General features: G+C 58.5%; 17 protein-coding genes and 1 pseudogene. 8 read left to right on the plus strand and 10 right to left on the minus strand.

The genetic code is table 11. The features are described from left to right. Positions 1 to 131: 131 nt before the first annotated feature. Positions 132 to 1,151 carry an AbrB family transcriptional regulator gene (locus tag QFX16_RS17275; RefSeq protein WP_283180649.1) on the plus strand — a complete coding sequence of 340 codons (1,020 nt, stop codon included), beginning with the start codon at positions 132 to 134 and terminating at the stop codon, positions 1,149 to 1,151. Between the two features lie 272 nt (positions 1,152 to 1,423). After that, positions 1,424 to 2,242, plus strand: coding sequence for a diaminopimelate epimerase (dapF, locus tag QFX16_RS17280; RefSeq protein ID WP_283180650.1), 819 nt, complete (start codon positions 1,424 to 1,426; stop codon positions 2,240 to 2,242). 52 nt (positions 2,243 to 2,294) lie between these two features. On the opposite strand, the gene QFX16_RS17285 is transcribed toward dapF, so the two are convergent. From QFX16_RS17285 to QFX16_RS17315, 7 genes are all read right to left on the minus strand, one after another. After that, entirely contained in the window at positions 2,295 to 2,843 is a 549-nt protein-coding gene (locus QFX16_RS17285; RefSeq protein WP_283180651.1) for a putative antibiotic biosynthesis monooxygenase, read from the minus strand. After that, positions 2,840 to 3,769: a catalase family peroxidase gene (locus QFX16_RS17290; RefSeq protein ID WP_283180652.1), complete on the minus strand. Its 930-nt coding sequence runs from the start codon at positions 3,767 to 3,769 to the stop codon at positions 2,840 to 2,842. Before QFX16_RS17290 ends, QFX16_RS17285 begins: the two co-directional genes overlap by 4 nt. A gap of 113 nt (positions 3,770 to 3,882) precedes the next feature. Then, complete coding sequence (locus QFX16_RS17295) at positions 3,883 to 5,340, minus strand: aldehyde dehydrogenase family protein (RefSeq protein WP_283180653.1); 1,458 nt, start codon at positions 5,338 to 5,340, stop codon at positions 3,883 to 3,885. A gap of 19 nt (positions 5,341 to 5,359) precedes the next feature. Continuing rightward, complete coding sequence (locus QFX16_RS17300) at positions 5,360 to 6,988, minus strand: GMC family oxidoreductase (protein WP_283180654.1); 1,629 nt, start codon at positions 6,986 to 6,988, stop codon at positions 5,360 to 5,362. 116 nt (positions 6,989 to 7,104) lie between these two features. Beyond that, positions 7,105 to 8,034: a LysR family transcriptional regulator gene (locus QFX16_RS17305; RefSeq protein WP_283180655.1), complete on the minus strand. Its 930-nt coding sequence runs from the start codon at positions 8,032 to 8,034 to the stop codon at positions 7,105 to 7,107. 64 nt (positions 8,035 to 8,098) lie between these two features. Continuing rightward, positions 8,099 to 9,646 carry a GMC family oxidoreductase gene (locus tag QFX16_RS17310; protein ID WP_283180656.1) on the minus strand — a complete coding sequence of 516 codons (1,548 nt, stop codon included), beginning with the start codon at positions 9,644 to 9,646 and terminating at the stop codon, positions 8,099 to 8,101. A gap of 55 nt (positions 9,647 to 9,701) precedes the next feature. After that, the gene (locus QFX16_RS17315; protein WP_283180657.1) at positions 9,702 to 10,436 is read right to left on the minus strand and encodes an alpha/beta fold hydrolase; all 735 of its coding nucleotides are present in this window, start codon (positions 10,434 to 10,436) and stop codon (positions 9,702 to 9,704) included. A gap of 208 nt (positions 10,437 to 10,644) precedes the next feature. Here QFX16_RS17315 and QFX16_RS17320 point away from each other — a divergent pair, with 208 nt between their 5' ends. Then, on the plus strand, positions 10,645 to 11,547 hold the full coding sequence (locus QFX16_RS17320) for a LysR substrate-binding domain-containing protein (protein WP_439900136.1): 903 nt from the start codon (positions 10,645 to 10,647) through the stop codon (positions 11,545 to 11,547). A 132-nt stretch (positions 11,548 to 11,679) separates the two neighbouring features. Here the strand turns inward: QFX16_RS17320 and QFX16_RS17325 are convergent. Further along, positions 11,680 to 11,922: pseudogene (locus QFX16_RS17325) on the minus strand (avidin-fold protein); the annotation flags it as partial. A 339-nt stretch (positions 11,923 to 12,261) separates the two neighbouring features. Here QFX16_RS17325 and QFX16_RS17330 point away from each other — a divergent pair. From QFX16_RS17330 to QFX16_RS17340, 3 genes are all read left to right on the plus strand, one after another. Beyond that, positions 12,262 to 15,366, plus strand: coding sequence for a YncE family protein (locus QFX16_RS17330; protein WP_283180659.1), 3,105 nt, complete (start codon positions 12,262 to 12,264; stop codon positions 15,364 to 15,366). A gap of 428 nt (positions 15,367 to 15,794) precedes the next feature. Beyond that, on the plus strand, positions 15,795 to 16,157 hold the full coding sequence (locus QFX16_RS17335; protein ID WP_283180660.1) for a DUF6124 family protein: 363 nt from the start codon (positions 15,795 to 15,797) through the stop codon (positions 16,155 to 16,157). A gap of 176 nt (positions 16,158 to 16,333) precedes the next feature. Continuing rightward, complete coding sequence (locus QFX16_RS17340) at positions 16,334 to 16,954, plus strand: hypothetical protein (RefSeq protein ID WP_283180661.1); 621 nt, start codon at positions 16,334 to 16,336, stop codon at positions 16,952 to 16,954. Positions 16,955 to 17,036: 82 nt separating this feature from the next. On the opposite strand, the gene QFX16_RS17345 is transcribed toward QFX16_RS17340, so the two are convergent. Then, positions 17,037 to 17,402: an avidin-fold protein gene (locus QFX16_RS17345; RefSeq protein WP_283180662.1), complete on the minus strand. Its 366-nt coding sequence runs from the start codon at positions 17,400 to 17,402 to the stop codon at positions 17,037 to 17,039. Between the two features lie 199 nt (positions 17,403 to 17,601). Here QFX16_RS17345 and QFX16_RS17350 point away from each other — a divergent pair, with 199 nt between their 5' ends. Next, positions 17,602 to 17,880, plus strand: coding sequence for a hypothetical protein (locus QFX16_RS17350; protein WP_283184589.1), 279 nt, complete (start codon positions 17,602 to 17,604; stop codon positions 17,878 to 17,880). 116 nt (positions 17,881 to 17,996) lie between these two features. On the opposite strand, the gene mqo is transcribed toward QFX16_RS17350, so the two are convergent. Next, positions 17,997 to 19,643, minus strand: coding sequence for a malate dehydrogenase (quinone) (mqo, locus tag QFX16_RS17355; protein WP_283180663.1), 1,647 nt, complete (start codon positions 19,641 to 19,643; stop codon positions 17,997 to 17,999). Between the two features lie 387 nt (positions 19,644 to 20,030). Between mqo and ilvD the strand changes: the two genes are divergently transcribed. Beyond that, positions 20,031 to 21,713 (plus strand): dihydroxy-acid dehydratase, encoded by a 1,683-nt coding sequence (gene ilvD / locus QFX16_RS17360; RefSeq protein WP_283180664.1) that lies wholly within the window; start codon positions 20,031 to 20,033, stop codon positions 21,711 to 21,713. Positions 21,714 to 21,845: the final 132 nt, after the last annotated feature.

A 21,845-nucleotide genomic window follows, 5' to 3' on the forward strand; every position in this document is an offset into this window, starting at 1 on the left:
TGCAACGCCTCCCACTGTGGAGGCGTTGTGCTTTTTGTCACTTGACGCTTCACGCCGTTAGATGGGAAAACGTGCGTGGCGCGGATGCAAGCGTTGGGTTCACACAAGAATCAAGGACGACTCACAAAACCATGAAAACCCTTCTGTGTTTGCTGATCGCCACCGGCGTCGGCACCGCGCTGCAATATGCCGGTCTCCCCCATGGCCTGTTGCTCGGCTCGATACTCGCGACCGCGTTGATCGCCAGCAATCTGCGTTTTTCTCCTGCGCTGCCCTTCAGCCTTGGCTACGTGCAAATCGTATTGGGGATCGCGACCGGCCTGATGTTCACGTCGTGGAACAGCCAAACCGCGGCCGCCATGTTGCCCAGTCTGGGTTTCATGCTGCTGGGCCTGATGGTCCAGAGCGCCGTGGCCGGTTTGTGGCTGCTCAGAGTCTCGGGATGGAACCCGAAGGACTCCCTGTTAGCCGTGTATCCGGGCGCACTCGCCGCCGTGTTCGATTTGCTCGAGTCCGAACGCGCGTCCAGCAAAGTGATCGTCGTGCACCTGGTGCGACTGCTGTCGATCACCGTGCTGGTCAGTTTTTGCATTCCCGGACAGACCGACGTGGCACTTGCCGAGAGCAGCCCGCTGCTCATGAGCACGGTGCTGACCCTGCTGTCACTGATCGCCTTGTGCCTGTTGCTCGGCCGCTTGCTGTTGCGCGTCGGCGTTCCGGCGCCGTTCATGCTCACCGCGATCGTCGTCACCGGCGTCTACCTCAAAATGGGCTATCTCCAGGCCTTCCACCTGCCGTCATGGAGTGTCGACACCGCCGTGGTCCTGCTCGGCGTGCTGATTGGCTCGAAATTCAAAGACATCAGCCTCGCAGAACTTGTCCGCCACGGACGAGCCGGGTTGATGGCCGTCGCCTTGATGTTGCTGATCGCAGCGGCGTTTGCCGCAGTGGCCGGACGGGTCCTGGGCAGCGACCCCTTGTCGTTGTGGCTGGCGTACATGCCTGGCGCCATCGAAACCATCGCCCTCGTCGCCTTCAGTGGCGGCCTGAACGTGGTGTTCATCCTGACCCATCACCTGGTGCGAATGGTCGTGCTGCACTTTGCGCCGGCCTTGGTCGTTCAGGCGCGGCGCTGGCGGGAGGATGTCTGATCGCAGGAAGGACTAAGCGGGAGAGATCGTGGCCAGGGCACCAATCAAAATGGTCAACACCAGAAATCCACCCAGGAAAATCGCCATCTTGCCCATTGGGCCTCCTACATTATGAGTTTGCGGCGCAGCAGTTGCCGCGACTGCGGAGCGTGCCGTTATTGTGAGCCGGTGGCTGTGTGCGTTACAGATGCAGATAGCGCAGGAAAATACGGATCAGAACACCGAATTGGTGCTAGATCGTCTTTAAACGTCAATTCCGCCAGGATCTATTTATGCCGCTGAGTTTTCATAAAATGCACGCCAATGGCGATGACTTCATTATTGTGGACTCACGAAACGCGGCCAATCCAATGACAAGTGCCCTGGCTCGGCGAATGGGTGATCGGAACCGAGGAATCGGCTTCAATCAACTCGCGGTAGTGCTCGATTGCGATGATGCAGATGCGCGTTTGATGTTCTGGAATGCAGATGGCTCCACGCTGGATGCTTGTGGCAGCGCAACGCGGGGTGTCGCGGATATGTTGATGCGCGAATCAAGTACCACTTCGATAGCGCTCCAAACCAAGCGTGGTCTACTCACTTGCGAACGGACCTCAACCGGCGCAATTTCTGTGAACATGGGAGAGCCGCTTTTCGGCTGGTCGGATATTCCCCTGGCTCTGGAACTGGATACAGCTGTTTTGCCACTTGCTGGTGACCCATCAGCTTGCAGCATGGGAAATCCGCACTGCACCTATTTTGTGGATGATCTAACAGCCATTGATATAGCGACAATCGGACCGACAATAGAAACCAACCCCCTATTCCCCCTCAGGACGAACGTGCATTTCGTCCAGATCATCAACCGAAAGCACATTCGGTTGCGCATTTGGGAGCGCGGGGGTGGTATTCCACTCGGTTCAGGTTCCTGCTCTTGTGGTGCCGCTGTTAACGGAATTCGTCGTGGCTTGTTAGACCATTCCGTTGAGGTTGAATGTGATGGCGGAACTGTAACGGTTCAATGGGATGGCGTGGGACCTGTCTTTCTTATTGGACCGGTAGAGACTACTTTTTCGGGAATATTCATGGATAGCTTATTACACGTTTTATAGCGGCTATATCGTGATAAACGGAGAAGTTAATCATTCACGACGACCACTGATATCAGCTCAACAACCAGCGCGACATCAGACGCGTCGTCAACGGCATCAATCCGTAGACCATACTGAATGACACCACCCCGGCAACCGCAACCTTGAATAACCAGACCGGCAGACGCAAATCAGACAGTTCAAGCCCAGCCGCCAGAACCCAAGGCACAAAAACGGTCAATGGCAATACGATCATCCAGGACAATAACCACTGCTTCCATCGCTCAACCGTCACCCGCCCTTGCAGCGGCTCAAACCAGAATTTCGAATCATCGTCAGTACGGTGGTAGTCCTGCCGCAGCCAGGGCAACGACTCGCGCAACAAGGCATGACGGACCCGGGATTCCAGCCAGGCCGTGACATGCCCCTTGCTGACAAAGCGCAGGATGATTGCGTAGCGCAAGTGCGAGCCGACCGGTTTGACCACATCCGTCGCCAGGTAACCCGGAAACTGCCGATGGGCGTCGATGGCCTTGTTCATCCATTGCTCATACAACGCCTGATACTGCGGATTGACCTCATGCACAATCACACTGACGCCAATATCAGCGTCAATACTCATGGTTGCTGCCGCCGGAGCATGGCCCGCTGATAGAGGCGTTCGCGCGCTAGAATCATCGGGTCGTGACTGGGTGCGATGCCATCGGGCAAGCGCCCGGGGTTGAAATCAAGGCGCTGCTGGGCGAGCTGCTGTTCCTCGGCCGCGACAAGCGCATCAAGGGTCAGAATCCCCAGCTTGACTTCCTCGTGGCTGCGCGACCAAGGGATCGAACCATCTTCGATGGCATCCCCCGGCGCCGCCAGTTGCACCACCAGACGTAACTTCACTGCCCCCCTGACCAGTCGTGCGCCGATTTCGTCCTGCAAATAATCGGCTGGCATCGCGGCGGCTTGCTGATCACTCAATGCAGGCTCTGCCCGCAACGGTTCAATACGGTAGCGACCGATAAACACTTCACCCTGACGATTGCTGAACACCAGGGCATTCACGCCAAAGTACTCGACACTGGCGTAACTGCTCGGCGCGGGCTTGGGTGTCTGAAGGAAATGCTCCGCGCTTGGATGACTGGCCAGAAAGGTTTGCAGCGGTAGCGGATCCGCCGGCGTGGCGACGTTGGCGGCAATGCCTTGCAAAAAGCTCAGGAAGTCTTCGGGCGTGGCCACTGGAAAGCCGTTGAACGAGTGCGTCACGATATCCGTGAACTCACCGTCCGGCAGCGTAAAGCGAACGGCCAGGCCATGAGGACTGGCCTGCGGATCGCCGTCCTCGGTGGCCGGCACGCCGCTGAAGTTGGAGAACCTCAGCACCACCGGCACCGGTTGCCCCTGCAAATGGGCCGCCCGGCTTAATACCGGGGCTGATGGCGAAGCCGCAAAGGTTCCGCGTAGCAATAAACCCTTGGCATGAGTCGTGCGAAATCCCGGGTGATGGCCGAACGTCGCGGTGAGTGCATCAAGTAAAGCGTCGTAAAGTCTGTCCTGGGACATGGGGGCACTTCTCATGGGCGACACATTATTCTGGTTGGCGGCAAAGGCAGAGGACGCGGCAAGCGTCCCTGCCAGCAGCATGCCAATCAATAATCGGGGTGGCTGCATTGGATTCAGCCTTGGCGCAGACCGGGATTGAGTGCGATGTGTTTGTACTCGACAAAGTCATCCATGGCCGCCACGCCATTGAGGCGCCCCTGCCCCGACTGTTTAAAACCCCCTTCTTCGAACTCGTCGTAGACCACGGCCCAGTCGTTGACCCACACCGTGCCCGCCTCCAGTTCGCGTGCCACCCGCAACGCGCGGTCGACATCGCGGGTCCAGACACTGGCCGCCAGACCGAACTCGCTGTTGTTGGCCAGTTCGATCGCCTCGGCTTCGCTGTCGAAGACCTGCAGCGTCAGCACCGGGCCGAAAGTTTCGCGCTGGACGATCGCCATCTCGGGGTCGCTGACCCGCAGCAGCGTCGGGCGATAGAACGCGCCCTTGGCCAAAGGCCCCTCGGTCACCGGGCCACCACGAACGATGACCTGGGCACCGGCGGTAATCGCCTCCTTCACGATTTGATTGACCCGTTGCACGTTGGGCTTATCGATCAACGGACCCATTTCGCTGGCCGGGTCCGCGGCGGGCCCCACACGCACAGCTTCCAGTCGCTCGGCCAGACGCTCGGTCAACGCCGTGGCGATATCGCGTTGTACCAGCAGGCGCGAACCGGTCATGCAGAACTGACCGGCGAATACCGTCAGGGCTTTCACCAGGGTTGGTACAGCGGCATCGAGGTCGGTGTCGTTAAACACCAACATGGGTGTTTTCCCACCCAACTCAAGGCCGAAACGCTTGAGGTGTTGCGCACCCACGGCTGAAATCGCCCGGCCGGTGGTGGTGCTGCCGGTAAAACTGATCACTGGAACCCGGGGTGACTCCACCAGATGGATGGAGCCGGCCGCGCCCTGCTCGCTGAACAGATTGATCACGCCGCGCGGCAGCGACAGCGCCTCGCTCATGATCCGGGCCACCAGGCAGTTGGTCTGGGCGGTTTGCCCGGGCATTTTGATGACCGTGGTGCAACCGGCCGCCAGCGCCGGTGCCAGTGAGCGAATCATCAGCACCACCGGCGAGTTCCACGGCACGATGATGCCCGCCACGCCCACCGCCTGACGAATCACCAACGATATCTTGCCGGGCCGGGGCTCGGCTGCTCGACCGTATTCGGCACGGGCCAGGGCGGCGTAATAGCGCAATTTGGAGGGCACCATGCTGACCTCGAACTCGGCTTCGGGTCTGATCTTGCCGTTTTCCAGCGCCAGGGTATCGATCAGCTCATCGGCGTTGCGCTCGAAGGCGTCCGCCAGCTCCAGCAAAACCTGAGCGCGCAATTGGCGGTCATCTTTCCAGGGTGTTTCGGCAAACGCCCGTTGCGCCGCTTCAATCCCTTGTTGCGCTTCGTTCAAGCCTCCTTCGGCGTATCGACCAATCAGCTCGTAGGTCGCAGGGTCGATGGAGTCTTTGTAAACACCGGAGTCCAGCCATTGGCCGTCGATCCAGTTCAAAACCGGGGTGCTGTTCATAGAGGCAGGTTCCTGAGGGTCAAGCGTAAAGACGGGCGATGTGCTCGGCGGTGGCAATCACGGTGATGTTGGTGGCGACCGATGGCACGTCGGGGAAGATCGACGCGTCCACGACGCGCAGCCCCTGCACACCGATGACCCGCGCTTGCAGGTCGACCACCGCCCGCGCATCCCCAGGCTTGCCCATCGGGGCCGTCGAGGTCGGGTGATGATAGGTGTCGAGACTGGCTTTGACACTGGCCAGCAAGGCCTCGTCCGAATCGTTGCCTTGACCGGGGTTGAGCTCGGAATGGATAAACGAATTCAGAGGCCCCGTGGTGCCGATTTTGCGGGCCAGGCGGATGCCATCCAGCAGGCGCTGGCGATCCTTGGGCTCGGCGAGAAAATTCAGGTCGATGTTCGGTGCCACGAACGGATCGCGACTGGCCAGCGTCACCTTGCCCCGAGACAGTGGCCGGGTCAGGGCTACCGCGAGCACGAAGCCAACGCCGGTCGGGCTCTGTTCATGGGGGAACAAATGGGTGGCCGTGATATGCAGATCCAGCTCGCCATTCTCGACAGAACGGCTGTGGGTCCAGAGTTTGGCCCCGATGGCGGGCGACTGGCTGCCGATCAGGTCAGGCCTGGCGGCATAGGCGTTGTAATAGAACGGGTGATCCACCAGGTTCTGCCCGACCGCAAGCTCAGCGACTTGTGGAATCTGCAAGGCTCGCAGGTCCTCGCCAGGGCCAATGCCGGAACGCAACAGGATCGCGGCGCTGCCGTAGCTGCCAGCTGACAGGATGACTTCACCGGCCAGCAGCTTCTCACCGTTGCCCAGTTGCACACCGACCGCACGAGTACCGTCGAACAGCACTTTGTTCACCAGGCTGTCGGTACGGATATGCAGGTTGTCGCGTGCGCGCACCTCATCGGTGAGATACGCCATGCCGGTGTTGACCCGCACGCCGTTGACGATGTTCATCGGGTACGGGCCCACGCCGTGGGCGTCAGCGCCGTCAAAGTCCTCAATCACCCTGTAGCCGTTGGCGAAGGTCGCGTAGATGAAGGCTCGCTGCATGGGGGTGACATCGGCCTTGCCCAATTGATGCACCGGAAGCGGCCCTTCATGACCGTGCAACGGGCTGGCACCACCGCTGTGGGTTTCCAGCTTTTTGAACGAAGGCAGCAGCTCTTCATAGCTCCAGCCAGGCAGATCCCAGCGCTTGAAGTCGCTGGCACGGGCGCGGATGGCCACCGCTCCGTTGATCGCCGAACTGCCTCCCAGCACCTTGCCGCGCAAGGCGCCGATGGGATGATCGATGTAGCCCGGTCGGGTCTTGTAACCCCATTCGAACTCAGGATTGGCATTGGCACCGACGATGTCACTGCTGGCAATGATCTCGGGGTAGTTGTGCGGACTGTAGCTGTGGCCCGCCTCAAGCAATACCACCTGACGCTGGTTGTTCTCGCTCAAACGACGGGCCAACACCGCACCTGCCGAGCCACCGCCGACAATGATCACGTCAACCGGGGCGCTGTGAGCGGCACGCTTGCCGGTTGACTCCAACGCCTGCGCCAAACCACTGCCCGCCGCCAACGTAGCGGCGGCCACAACACCGCCGGCCAGTACAGCACGGCGAGCAGGATTGTTAAGGGTACTCTTCATCCGTCTTCTTCCCTGTCAGACGCCAGAATGCGTCTGTTGGGAAAAAGCATATGGGAGGGTGCGCAGACTCATAAGTCGGCAAAAGACGATTCCACGTTTCGCTATTCTCGAACGAATCAACGCTGTGGTTGCGAGTGAGCCGTCAGCATTTGCTCCCACGCCGGTGGGCTACCGATCTGTTCGATGAGGAAGTTGATCAGCGCCTGAAGCTTGGGCGAAGCTCGCTGGGATCGCCGGTAAACCGCCGAGATATTGCCGCCTCGAGGGGCATAAGGCGCCAACACCTCTTTCAGTTCACCAGCCACAATGGCCTGCGCCGCCAGGAAGGTGGGCAAAATCGCCAGGCCCATACCGGCCTTGGCGGCTTCCAAAAGTTGATGGCCATTATTGGTGCGCATACGGCAACGCACACGAAACGATTCCAAGGTGTTGTTCACCGGCAGCGTCCACATGCCGTGGGGTTCGCGATTCACATAGAGCATGGCGAAATGCTGGGCCAGCTCTTGCGGGGTTTGCGGTGTGCCGTGAGCGGCCAGGTACTCCGGACTCGCACAGATGATGTGACGGTTGGGCGTAATGGTCTTGGCGACCAGCGAGGAGTCAGGCAACTCGCCGATGCGGATGGCCGCGTCATACTGCTCTTCGTGCAAGTTGACGTGGCGGTCATCAAACTCGACATCTAGCCGCAACTCGGGGTAACGCACCGCGAATGACGACAGAATCGGCGTCAGGTAGCGAATGCTGAAGGCCATCGGCGCGGCAAGCCGCAGGGCCCCGCGCAAACTCGATTGAAACGCCAACACTGCATCTTCGGCATCTTCGACATCGGCCAGAATACGCACGCAATAACGGTGAAACACCTCGCCCGACTCAGTCAGCCGGGCCTGACGACCACGCTCCAACAAGATGCTGCCCAGGCGCTTTTCCAATTGCTGGATCCGCAGGCTGACCATTGACTTGGCGATACCCAAACGCCGGGCGGCTTCGGAAATACTGCCGGTGTCCACCACCATGGCGAAAGAATGCATCTCGGACAGTTTGTTCAAGTTTTAGTAATCCAGAGAAAAGTCGGGGGCATACCTTTCAGATGGCATGCCCCCTCAAGGTTTTTTATGCGGACTGGAGGGATTTTTTAATGGCATCGGACAACTTTTCCGCCGTCATGATGACGGTCGGGTTCAAGTTGATCAGCGGGATCTCTGGGAAAATGGACGCATCAATAACGCGTAGCCCTTCTATGCCGTAAACGCGCCCCTCCTCATCCACCACGGCGTTTGGGTCATCCGGCAACCCCATCGGGGCCGTCGAACAAGGGTGCTGCAAAGTGCCCACACCTTTTGCCAGCGCGGCACGAATGTGCTCATCACTGTCGTCAATGGATGAGCCTGGATAGAGCTCTTCCACGATCATGCTTTTAAGCGGTTCAGTGTTGGCCAGTTTTCTGGCCAGACGGAAACACTCGATCATTCTGTTCATGTCGTCTTCACTGGTCAGGTGATTCAGTTCGATAACAGGTGCCTCTTCGGGATCGCGACTTTTCAAATGCAGGCGACCGAGGGATGTGCAATGCATCAGTTCCAGACCCAGCGAAAACGCGACACCGGTCGGACTGCTGGCGGGATCGAGCAAATGCGAGGGGGAAATAGCGATATCCAGTTCTTTATCCGACCCGGCATAGGATGAGTGGGTCCACCACTGCGCCCCCACCACCGGATGATCCTGCCCTTTCAACGCTTCTGTTCCACTGAAATTCATCCAGAAGAACGCATGATCGAGCAGTCGAACACCGACCGGCGCCTCTTTGACCAAGGGAATATCCAACACTTCAAGGTCTGCCCTGGGACCGATGCCTGAACGTAAAAGAATGGCAGCAGAGCCATAGGCGCCAGCGCTAAGAATAACTTCTTTGCCGTGGACTTTTTCACCTCCGGCCAACAACACGGACTGAACCTTGCCGCCTTCAATCAGCACCTTGTCGATGAGGCTTTGATCCAGGATCGTCAAGTTTGGACGAGCGCGTACTGCCCGCGTGAGATAGGCCATCCCGGTGTTAACGCGTACACCGTTGATCACGTTCATTGGAATAGCGCCCGCGCCGTTATTAGCGTCGGGATCATTGAAATCGTCGACTTTGTTGGCGCCGCAAGCCCATGCCGCCTCGACCATTGCGCGCTGTACAGGGGTGATGTATTCCAATGACATTTGGTGAATCGGAAGCGGCCCGCTGCGGCCGTGCCATTCTTCTTCACCGTGCGGGGTGCGCTCCATTTTTTTGTAATAGGGCAGCACCTCTTCAAAGCTCCAGCCTTTCAGGCCTTTGGCAGTGAAGCGCGCAAAGTCAAAAGGTAAGGCCCGGCAGGCAACGGCGCCATTGATGGCGGAACTTCCGCCCAGTACTTTTCCACGCGGAACGTAGACCGCTTGCGGTTGATCGACCGGCGTTGCGAAATATCCCCACTCATAACGTCCATCCGCGTTGGCGGCGATGATATTGCTGCTGTAGATCGCTTCTGGATACTCATCGGGTTCAAAGGCTCGACCCGCCTCAACCAATAGAACACTAAGTTGTTTGTCTTCCGACAAACGCGCCGCCAATACGGCACCGGCAGAACCGCTACCCAGAATGACAAAGTCGAAAACCTTGCTATTTACAGTCATCTTTCATATCCCTATTTATTGATGTGGCGACTTTGATTTACATCGCAGGTCATGTTCAGCGCGTGGTGTTCAGCGCTTCGGTAATGACCTTGGCCACATCTGCGGGGCGGGATTGATGCGGCACATGGCTGGTAGGCAGCGCTGTCGTTGTGGCGTTTATTTTCCTGGCGAGTGCGCGCTGAAGTTCAGGTGCAATCATGCGATCGAGCTCACTGACGATGTACCACGATGGCTTCTGCTTCCACGCGGCCACGCTGATGCGTTCGTCGAACGCTCGGGCATTGATGGCGCCTTGCGTGGCCGCCATCAACCGGGCCTGCGCAGCGGGCACGTCCGGGGCAAAATCCTGCTCCATGCCGTGCTGCGTGAGCGACAGATACCCGGCCTTGTCGGCCACAAATTCGCGCATGCCCGGCGACGGCGGATAGTCTTTACCGAGCTCACCCGTGGTCTGCCCGACGTCCGGGGCGAAGGCGGCCACGTAAACCAGCGCCGCTACCTTGTCACTGGCACCGGCTTCAGTGATCACACTGCCGCCCCACGAATGCCCGACCAGCACCACTTTGCCCGGCGCCGTTTCAATCGCGCGACGGGTTGTGGCCACATCATCGGCCAGTGAATTCAAACCGTTCTGCACGGCCCGTACTTCCACACCTTTGGCCTGCAACAAAGTGATCACCTTCGCCCAGTCAGAACCGTCGGCGAACGCACCATGCACCAGCACCACGGAAGGATCGTTTGCAGCATTGGCCCAACACACCGAACCCAGTGCGGCCAAACCCACAGACATGGCGAGAACTGTCCTGCGTAACATCTGTATCTCCTTAAGTGAACCAACCAAACAGCGGCAATCTAGCCGCCGTGTTGCCTGGTCAACTAGGCCCCAATAGTTGGTTTCTCTTTCCCATACAGTGGACGATCCTTCTTGTATAGTTGGCCTCCTTTGGCTGAATGAACGTCGCCCAGTGCTCGATCTCAATGACCTTCAGTACTTTGTTATGGTGGTGGACCACGGCGGCTTCGCGCCGACTGCACGGGCGCTAGGCATTCCTAAATCCAACCTCAGCCGACGGATCGCACTGCTCGAAGAAAGACTCGGCGTGCGCCTGATCATCCGTAACACCCGCAGTTTCAAAGTGACGGAACTAGGGCTGACGTACTACGCCCATTGCCGTTCAATGCTCAAGGAAGCAGAAGCCGCTGAAGCGGCGGTTGCCATGACCCGCTCAGAACCCGGTGGCTTGCTGCGCGTCACCTGCCCGACGGTGTTACTGGAAGAATGCGTGGGCGGCATGATCACGCGATTCATGGCCATGCACCCGCGAGTCGAAGTGCATCTGGAAGCCAGCGACCGTCAAGTAGACGTGGTGGCCGAGGGCGTTGATCTTGCCCTGAGAGTACGCCCGCCTCCCCTTCAGGATTCGGACCTGGTTAACCGGGTTATGTCCCAGCGTCCACAATGTCTGGTGGCCAGTCCCGCGCTATTGCAGCGCCTGGGCGAACCCCAGGAACCGGAAGACCTGTCACGCTTCCCCAGCGTCCATCACGGCAGTCCGCAACGTGATTACAGCTGGACGTTGTTTCATCAGGATGGCGCGGAATTTACGATTCAACACCGTCCGCAACTCATCACCAAGGGACTGCCCATGCTGCGATGCGCGGCGCTGGACAGCATCGGCATTGCGCAGATGCCTATGTCCCTGGTGCACGACTACATTGATCGCGGGCAACTGGTGGTGGTTTTACCTGGCTGGGCTCCGCGGACTGAAATGATCTACGCCGTGTTTGCGAGCAGGCATGGGATGCTGCCGTCGATGCGGATGCTGATTGATTTCATGGTGGAGCAATTCAAGTTGCTGGATGATCCGGCGCGGGGGATGCGGGTGAGTCCGCTGGTTTAATGCTTTTCCGGGCACTAGAAGCCCACTGACCGTCGCCGGTTCAGTGGGCTTTTTACTGCGTGATGCGTCGCTTCAGGCGTTGGGGTCTGGCGGCACAGATGGACGCGCAATTATCAAATAAATCCTTAACCGCTACGCCGCAAGCTCGACGTAGCTCGACTCCCCACCTCCAGTCGCGCCCGACAACCAACCCCATACGAAGGTCAGAGTGGTACGTCCTGCCTGATCAACGCCTACTGTGCCACGAGACCAGCCGGCAAGAATCTCACCATCCGTAGTCAAGCACTGATAAAGAAGCTCAATGGTATCGGGGCCTGTCACGCGTCCGACTTGATTACCCATGCGGATATGGCCGCCCCGGTAAGTACCCCAAATAGGCACCTTACGGCCATTGACGTAAAACGGGGGGAGGCACCAGGCTGAAAGGTGGCCTCGACGATTGGTGTTTGAAGTCCAGCGGGAAGTTGGGGCGGCAACCGGCTCGACGGGCTGGGGCAACTGTATCCAAGATAGTGTCCACAAAAAAATGGAGTCACCAAGCCCGTTTCAGTCGACAGTTACGCGCCTTTGAACAACCCACAGCCCCGACCGCTCGTCTGAAAACCCCATCGACCTGATAGTTCTGACAGTAGCCAGCCAGTTCTTGTCAGGTGTCTGATAGCCCCCATCAGTCTGCTGTCTATGGCGGACTTACAGGCGAAGGAGCGGCTTCAGATGAATGATCAATCCGACCCATCCGGCATCATCCCGGTGGATATGAGTGCACTTGACATCACGCCACTGGACTTCAGTGCGCTCGACAATTCACTGACCGACAACACCGTGCTGGCACTGTTTCCACCCAGGATCCCCGCCGCAACAGAACCGGTGGTGGGGGCTCATCTTGGTGTCCCGCTGCGCATTTATGACCTGGAACCCATGGGCCTGGAGGTTCACGTTGATCCACCGCTGGGTCTACAGCTTGGCGACGTAATCACGCTCAACATGAACGGGCAAACAGGCCTTGCCGGCAAGATTATTCAGCCCGGCGAGGAGAATGCGATCAGCACCCTGTATCTGCCGAAGAAGCTGCTGCAGCCGGACTTCATCAACCGCCTCACTTACACCGTGACGCGTGGCAGCCAGAACATGGGCACCTCCGAGCCGCCGCTGGAGATGCTGTACAACGCCATCCGGCCCGGCAACGTGGACCGTGATCCAGGTGTCGACGGCCACTCCGAGCTGGAGTTGATCCTGCCCGACGTCATCAAGAACGGCGTCGGTCCCGACTTCGTCAGTGCCCAGGTGTGCGTGTCCTACCCCTATTGCCGGGCCTACGACCGGATTTGGCTGAACTGCAACGGCTTTCCGGTGTACCACGACGTCACTCCGCTCGAAGCCCCGCTGCCGGGCTCGGCGACCCCGGTCTCGGTATATTTCCCCGTCACTCGCGCGGACCTGGAAAGCGCCCAGGACCATGCGCAGTTCAAGTTTTCCTACACGGTCACCGACCAGGTGGGTAACAACCCCGACCCTAACTCGCCGTGGTCGGCCACCCAGGTCGTCGACGTGGACCTGGCGGGCAATCGGTTGCCGGAACCGATCCTGCGGGAAATCCAGAACGACCCGACCGACGAGCCGAACACCATCGACCTGGAAAAACTGGGCAGCAATCCGCTGCTGGTGATCGTCCTCACCCACGATCCTCGCTTTCAGCCGGGCGACAGCATCAGCGCGACCTACATCGCCACATTGCCCGGGCAAGCGGATGTGGTAGTGCCGGTGGTCGGTAACGTCGAGGCTGACGAGTTTGGGCAGAAAAAACCCTGCATCCTTCAGGTGGCTAACGACAAGGTGCTGACCAACAGCGTGGTGCGGGTCAGCTATCAACTGATCAGAGGCGGCGTGCCACTCGCAACGTCCAGGACCGCCACGGCGCGGGTGATTGGTGAGGGGCTACCGAACCTGCAAGCACCGAGTCTGATCAAATCCGTCAACGGGGTGCTCGACCCGCTGGACCCGGCCAATCTGCAAGGTGCCAACGGTCAGGTGGAAGTGCTGGGTTTTCGTGCGGGCGACACCGTGCGACTCATCGTCAAGGGCGCCCCTGGTGCTGGCTCGCCGACCTTCGCGGCCAAGCCGCTCAACGTCAACAGCCGCGCCAACTTTGCGCTGAGCAAGGCGTTTATCGCGGCGAATATGGGTAAAACGGTCGAGTTGAGTTATGTGCTGATTCGCGGCGGCAGGTCATTCCCGTCGCCGGCACTGACAGCTTCAGTCGGCACGATTCCGGACAACCATCCGAGTCTGCCGACACCAGCATTGGACAGCGCGATCGGCAACGAACTGGACGTGACCAAGATGCAGGCCAGCGATCAGCTGCGGGTGGGTGAATGGCCGCAGCAAGTGAGCGGGCAGTGTGTCTGGTTGCGCTATGACGGGTTCGATATCAATGGCACGGCGATCTTTTTCGAGGACCGCAAAGGTGAGCCGCACACCGCGCTGCCGGGTCTGATCCGGCCGGCACCGATTGATTGGTTGAAGACGCTCAAGGATGGGAGTGTGCTGACCATCAGCTTCAGGGTGAACTTTGATAATGTGGCCAATGCCGCAACGGCCGTGGCCTTCCCGGTGCACACCTATACTGTTAGCGCGGAGTATGACGTGCTGACCTTCACCAACGAGCCCTACACCATCGCCCCGGCCGGCCTACTCAAGAACGTTGAGTTGCTTCTCTGTACCAGCAATAACATCCCCATCCGCGAGGGCAAGCTCAGTCTGACTCTCCCGATCGGCTTTACATTCGGCGATGGCAGCAGCGACCCGCGCGACTTCATCACCGACGCTGCCGGCAGGGTCAGCGTCAGCGGCGTCAAAGGCGCTCTCATTCCCGGCTCTTACACACTGAGCGCCAGCAGTGGTGTTCAGAGCGCAACCGCAACCGTAACCGTTACGGGGCTGGGGCTGGTCGGTAGCATCCCGGTCGGGAACCTTCCATACGGGATCGCCGTCAGCCCGGACGGTACCCGCGCTTATGTCAGCAACGCTGATAGCCACACGGTCTCGGTGATTGAGACGGCGACGAATCTAGTCCGGACGACCATCTCGGTCGGGAGCTATCCGGCGGGGGTTGCCGTCAGCCCGGACGGTACCCGCGCTTATGTCGGCAACTATAAGAGCCACACGGTCTCGGTGATTGAGACGGCGACGAATCTAGTCCTGACGACCATCCCGACGAACGCTCCGATCGGGATCGCCGTCAGCCCGGACGGGATCCACGCTTATGTCTGCAACGGGGTTAACCAAACGGTTTCAGTGATTGATACGGCGAAGAATCGAGTGCTGACGACCATCCCGGCCGGGATCAATACGTACGGGGTCGCCGTCAGCCCGGACGGTACCCGCGCTTATGTCAGCAACTGGAATAGCAGTACGGTCTCGGTGATTGATACGGCGACGAATCTAGTCCTGGCGACCATCACGGTCGGGCACCATCCGACCGGGATCGCTGTCAGCCCGGACGGTACCCGCACTTATGTCAGCATCCAGGCTAACCACATGGTTTCGGTGATTGATACGGCGAAGAATCGAGTCCTGACGACCATCCAGGTCGGGGACAGTCCGTACGGGATCGCCGTCAGCCCGGACGGTACCCGCGCTTATGTCAGCAACGTTGGTAGCAACACGGTCTCGGTGATTGATACGGCGAAGAATCTAGTCCTGACGAACATCCCGGCCGGGAACCAACCGAGGGGGCTTGCCATCAGCCCGGACGGTACTCGCGCTTATGCCTGCCTATTTAATAGCGCAACGATCTCGGTGATTGATACCGGGAGATAAGGGGACAGATCTATTTATCCGGTTTTCGAAAGAGGGACGGACTTATTTATCCGTCTCTCCTATCGATCGAAAAGTCAGCAATAACCGAGTTGTTTAATCGACATCTCCAGATACTGATTCGGGCTACACATCCTTGCGCCGCTGCCTACGACTGCGCCAGAATCCGCCGGCTTGTGCGCCTTGGGCCTGGGCTCTATCGTTTGCCGGTCGCTGAAAAGCAGCGATCGGGTTTGGTAGCCCGGTATGTCCAGGCGCATAGCACCATCTTTTGCGGGGTTGTCTCATCTCTGCTTTTTATGGTGGCCATGCGCAGGGCGTCTTCGGACGCGCCGGGTTCCTGGACCGGTCTACCAACCCGCGTATGGCCGCCACCCATCGTTTGGTAGCGAGAGTGATGGCTCTTCATTTTCATTCCAGGAGATTCAACTATGTTCAAAGTAACGCCCAATCCACCGGACACCGATCCGGCATCCCCTTGCGAATCACTCGATTCAAAAAAACTCCACGAAGCCGCCGACCGCGCCCTCGATCACTGCCTCAAACTGGCTGCCCACATCAAAGCCACCCCGCGCACACCCGGCACCATGTTCATCGTCAACCCGGAGCTCGATACCGAAACCCTGCTGGGCCATGCTTGCGAGTCGTTGGCATCAGCCAATGTCATGACCATGGATTTGGCGGATCACATGGACGGGCCGAGTCGCAACTCCCTGTTGGGTATTGCGCAAATCATCATGCTGGGCGAACTGGCGGTGAATCGGGCGCTGGATAACATCGATCCACAAGGCTGACAGGCGCACTGATCGTTCCCACGCAGTGGACTGACCCCAAAAGTTGGACACAACTGATGGGGTGCAGACCACTCGGAACCCTACCCGGATGCTTGGATAGCAGAGCAGCACGCCTATCTGTCAGCGCCCGGAAATGGGCAAAATTGATTGGTCATCTCAAGGATCGAGGATAGGGAATGAGTATTTTCAGTCGAATAAAAACTTTAGTAAGACGTGTCCAGGAAGAGCAAGTTGCCGGCTACTCCATACCAGATTTGAAGTCGGTTTTTGCTGAGCCTCTATCACGCCTCCCTCGGTCTCTGACCGACTATCCGCAAGTGGTATCTTTGGACGATATCGGTATCTCGGCCTATTACTCTGCTTTCTTAATCGGCAATGAAGACGCTCATAAGTTTTCGGCACTCGTCGAATCGAATTTCAGGTTCAAGACTGAAAAACCATTCAACGACCTTCCCGTAAAACGCTATTCAGACATCCGAGAAAACAACCACCTGATCTATTTCAGCTCCGACGGAGAATATAGCGCCACAACGATACGGATGGTTACGAACAGCGTCGAATTTCTGAACATCATTCAGCTTGAGAGGTTGGCCGTTCCGCCACCCTGGATAGCGTTTGAGGGGTACAACCCTTTGTGGTGGGGAGGAAATATGCAAGGCGCTCAGGGCTACTATAACGACAGCTACTTCTCGCCGTTTTTTACTGATTTAAGCGGAGCAGAAAGGGAGATTTATTACGCAAGATACAATGCGCCGCATGAATGGATAAAAAGCTTGGAATTGATGTACGACGAATGATCGTCCACCTTTCTGGAACAATAGCCGGAGCCGCCACCTGACCAATCACCGGCGGCGGAGTCCGACTTTTTCTGCTTAACCGCTACGCCGCAAGCTCGACGTAGCTAGACTCCCCACCTCCAGTCGCGCCCGACAACCAACCCCATACGAAGGTCAGAGTGGTACGTCCTGCGTGATCAACGCCTACTGTGCCACGCGACCAGCCGGCAAGAATCTCACCATCCGTAGTCAAGCACTGATAAAGAAGCTCAATGGTATCGGGACCAGTCACGCGCCCGACTTGATTACCCATGCGGATATGGCCGCCCTGATAAGTACCCCAAATAGCATCTTCCTCGACATGGTAGTGAAATACGGTGCGTGCATCGGATAGCCCGTGGGCGTTGTCTGCTACCGAAAATCGGCGATTGTTCAAACGCTCGCTGATTTGAGAAAAGGGGATTTCCATAAATGTCGCGTCCTTTAGTCGAGATGTTCCATTCCAGCCTTCTATTAGCTTAAGCCATTTTGTCGCGACTAATGAAGGCACTGCTTGGCCGTCTCTGGTGCTGCGAACTCAGGAGCCACCACCGTTTGTCAGCTCCTCAGCACCTTCCCCTTCCCGTTTTTTCCAACGCTGTACACCCCTCACATGGCAGACCTAAATGATGAACAGGACAATTGCTGCTCTCACGATCGCGGGCCTGGCCGCCTGCTCGCTTTTCGCACTTGCGGCCGAAAAGACAACTGAAGAATCTGCCGTGCCACCTGCCGCGCTTCCCGGAATCAACCAGGCTCAGGGCTATGAATCCAAGGAGGACAAGGCCGACAAAAAAGGTGAGGAAGCGGCGGGTTCAAACTCCGGTGCGGACTCGGAAGCGACAGACAAAGATGCGTCGACCTCTAGCGGTTCGAAGGACGTTGAGCAAAAACCAAAGCAGTATTGAGATAGCGGTCCGCCCGCTTCAGCCTTAGTGTTGCGTAACCTGCAAGAACTGAATGGCGCCTACAAAAAAGCCCACTGACCGTCACCGGTTCAGTGGGCTTTTGATTTGGCCTCTAGTTACAGAGCCATATCAGTCGCAGCATTAGCCTTCGGCGCCTTGGCAGGAGCAGCCGGAGCAGTAGCCGGAGCCACCACCTGACCAATCGCCGGCGGCGGAGTCAGCTGCAACACCTTGGCGGTGTAAGCCCACTCTTCAGCAACCTTCTCAGGACTGCCATTCAACTGAGTGCCATAGCTAGGCACGATCTGGTGCAGCTTTTCCTGCCAGGCTGGCGAAGCAACCTTGTCCTTGAACACTTTCTGCAGCACGGTCAGCATGATCGGTGCAGCAGTCGATGCACCCGGCGATGCGCCCAGCAGACCAGCAATGGTGCCGTCTTGCGAAGCAACAATCTCAGTACCCAACTTCAGCACGCCACCGGCAGCTTCATCACGCTTGATGATTTGCACGCGTTGGCCGGCTTGCCACAGGCGCCAGTCTTCGGCTTTGGCGTTCGGGAAGTATTCTTTCAGGGCGTTGAGGCGGTCTTCGTCAGACAGCATCAGTTGGCCAGCAAGGTACTCGACCAGCGGGTATTCCTTGATGCCTACTTTGGTCATTGGCCACACGTTGTGCGTGGTGGTGGTGGTCAGCAGGTCCAGGTACGAGCCTTCTTTCAGGAACTTGGTGCTGAAGGTCGCGAATGGGCCGAACAGGATGACGCGCTTGCCGTCCAGGACACGGGTGTCCAGGTGCGGAACCGACATCGGCGGTGCGCCAACGGAGGCTTTGCCGTAGGCCTTGGCCAGGTGTTGTTCGGCCAGGGTTGGGTTTTCGGTCACGAGGAACGAGCCGCCTACCGGGAAGCCTGCGTATTCCTTGGCTTCAGGAATGCCGGACTTCTGCAGCAGGTGCAGTGCACCGCCGCCCGCGCCGATGAAGACGAACTTGGCGTCGGTTTCGGTTTTGGTGCCGTCTTTCAGGTTTTTGTAGCTGACGCGCCAGCTGCCGTCTTCGTTCTTGGTGATGTCTTGCACTTCGCTAGACAGTTTCAAGTCGAACTTCGGCGTGGTTTGCAGGTGCGCAACGAACTGACGGGTGATCTCGCCGAAGTTGACGTCGGTACCGATCGGAGACCAGGTGGCCGCGACTTTCTGGTTCGGGTCACGCCCTTCCATCATCAGCGGAACCCACTTCTTGATCACAGCCGGGTCTTCGGAGTATTGCATGCCGGCGAACAGCGGGCTCGCTTGCAGGGCTTCGTAGCGCTTTTTCAGGAACTTGATGTTGTCATCGCCCCACACAAAGCTCATGTGTGGCGTGGAGTTGATGAACGAACGCGGGTTCTTCAGCACGCCTTGCTGAACCTGCCAGGCCCAGAATTGACGGGAGATCTGGAAGGCTTCGTTGATTTCAACGGCTTTCGGGATCTGAACGTTGCCTTTATCGTCTTCCGGGGTGTAGTTCAACTCGGCCAGGGCGGAGTGACCGGTACCGGCGTTGTTCCAGCCATTGGAGCTTTCCTGGGCGACGCCGTCGAGGCGCTCGACCATTTCCATCGACATGCCCGGTTCCAGCTCATTGAGCCAAACACCCAGGGTCGCACTCATGATGCCGCCGCCAATGAGCAGCACATCGACTTTCTTTGCCTCTTCCGCATGCGCGGACGCGATCCCCATCGACAAAGCCAGCCCCAGCAGGGCCGTGTTCATTTTTTTAAACATGTGTAGCACCTATGATAAAACGCCATCCGCCCTTCCATCCCCACGCTTGAGGCCCCTGGTTCACGGCATGCAGGCAGCATGCTGTGGGTTCCGCACGCATTAGGATTGGAGGGTGGGCACACAAGGCCGACGTGTCTCCATCGACCTCAGTTTATATGTCCCTACTGAACTGACTTTTTATCGTTATTGGCTTCAGCTACTTGAGCGACAGTGATTCTGTTGGCGCGTCTCAAGGACGCGCAAACTGAATAGGTCAAAGCAAGTTAGGGCGAAGAATATCACGACACGGCAAACCCGCGCGTCTGTTCCCGACTTGATAGTCCGGGCACGCGCGCTGAGCCCACTATACTCATCGTGATTTTCTCGACGAGCCTGTGAGGAGCAGTCATGAGCGACAAAAACGATTTGCGCAAATATTCCTCCCTAGTGGTCGACGGTGTGGAACGCGCGCCGGGACGATCCATGCTGCGCGCAGTGGGTTTCACGGACGAGGACTTCAAAAAGCCGCAGATCGGCATCGCCTCCACGTGGGCGATGGTGACACCCTGCAACATGCACATCGACAAGCTGGCGATAGAAGCCGAAAAAGGCGCGAATGCCGCCGGTGCCAAGGGTGTCATTTTCAACACGATCACCATTTCCGACGGCATCGCCAACGGCACTGAAGGCATGAAGTATTCGCTGGTGTCGCGGGAAGTGATCGCCGATTCCATTGAAGTGGTGGCCGGCTGCGAAGGCTTTGACGGCCTGGTGACCGTGGGCGGTTGCGACAAGAACATGCCGGGCTGCCTGATCGGCATGGCGCGGCTGAATCGCCCTTCCATCTTCGTCTATGGTGGCACCATCCGGCCGGGCGCCGGCCACACCGATATCATTTCCGTATTCGAGGCCGTGGGTCAGCACGCACGGGGTGACATCAGCGAGATTCAGGTCAAGCAGATCGAGGAAGTGGCGATTCCAGGCCCCGGCTCCTGCGGCGGCATGTACACCGCCAACACCATGGCTTCCGCGATTGAGGCGTTGGGCATGAGCCTGCCCGGTTCCAGCTCTCAGGAGGCCGTCGGCAGCGACAAGGCGTCGGACAGTTTCCGCGCCGGTCAGCAGGTCATGGAGCTGCTCAGACGAGACATCAAACCGCGCGACATCATGACCCGCAAGGCCTTCGAAAACGCCATTCGCGTGGTGATCGCCCTCGCCGGCTCAACCAATGCCGTGCTGCATCTTCTGGCCATGGCGCATGCCGTGGATGTCGAGCTGACGCTGGATGATTTCGTCGAGCTGGGCAAGGTGTCCCCGGTGGTGGCCGACCTGCGCCCCAGCGGTCAATACATGATGAGTGAACTGGTGGCCATCGGTGGCATTCAGCCGCTGATGAAGCGCATGCTCGCCGCCGGCATGCTGCATGGCGATGCGCTGACGGTCACCGGCAAAACCCTGGCCGAAAACCTGGAAAACGTGCCTGACTACCCCGAAGGTCAGGACGTGATCCTGCCCTTCGACCAACCGATCAAAAAGGACTCCCATTTAGTGGTGCTGCGCGGCAACCTTTCGCCCACCGGTGCCGTGGCCAAGATCACCGGCAAGGAAGGTTTGCGCTTTGAAGGCACGGCGCGGGTCTACCACGGTGAGGAAGGCGCGCTGGCCGGCATCCTCAACGGCGAAGTCAAAGCCGGCGATGTGATCGTGATTCGCTATGAAGGCCCAAAAGGTGGCCCGGGCATGCGCGAAATGCTCTCGCCCACGTCGGCGGTCATGGGCAAGGGGCTGGGCAAGGACGTTGCGCTGATCACCGACGGCCGCTTCTCCGGCGGTTCACATGGGTTTGTCGTGGGTCATATCACGCCCGAAGCCTTTGATGGCGGGCCGATTGCGCTGATTGAAGACGGCGACAGGATCACCATCGACGCCGAATCACGGCAGATTACGGTCGATGTTTCCGACGCCGAACTGGCCGAGCGCAAAACCCGCTGGGTGCGCCCGGAATCCAAGTACAAACGCGGGGTGTTGGCCAAGTACGCGAAGACGGTGTCCAGCGCCTCGGAAGGCGCGGTGACGGATAAGTATCTCTAGGCGTTTCATGCGCGAGCTTGCGTCCGGCTCTGTAGCCCTGTAGCAGCTGTCGAGCTTGCGAGGCTGCGTTCGGTTCGGGCCGCGTTCGGACGAAGCAGTCGTAAGGTCAGACAATGCGGTGTGTCAGATTCA

This window comes from Pseudomonas svalbardensis, from assembly GCF_030053115.1.
GTDB lineage: Bacteria > Pseudomonadota > Gammaproteobacteria > Pseudomonadales > Pseudomonadaceae > Aquipseudomonas > Aquipseudomonas svalbardensis.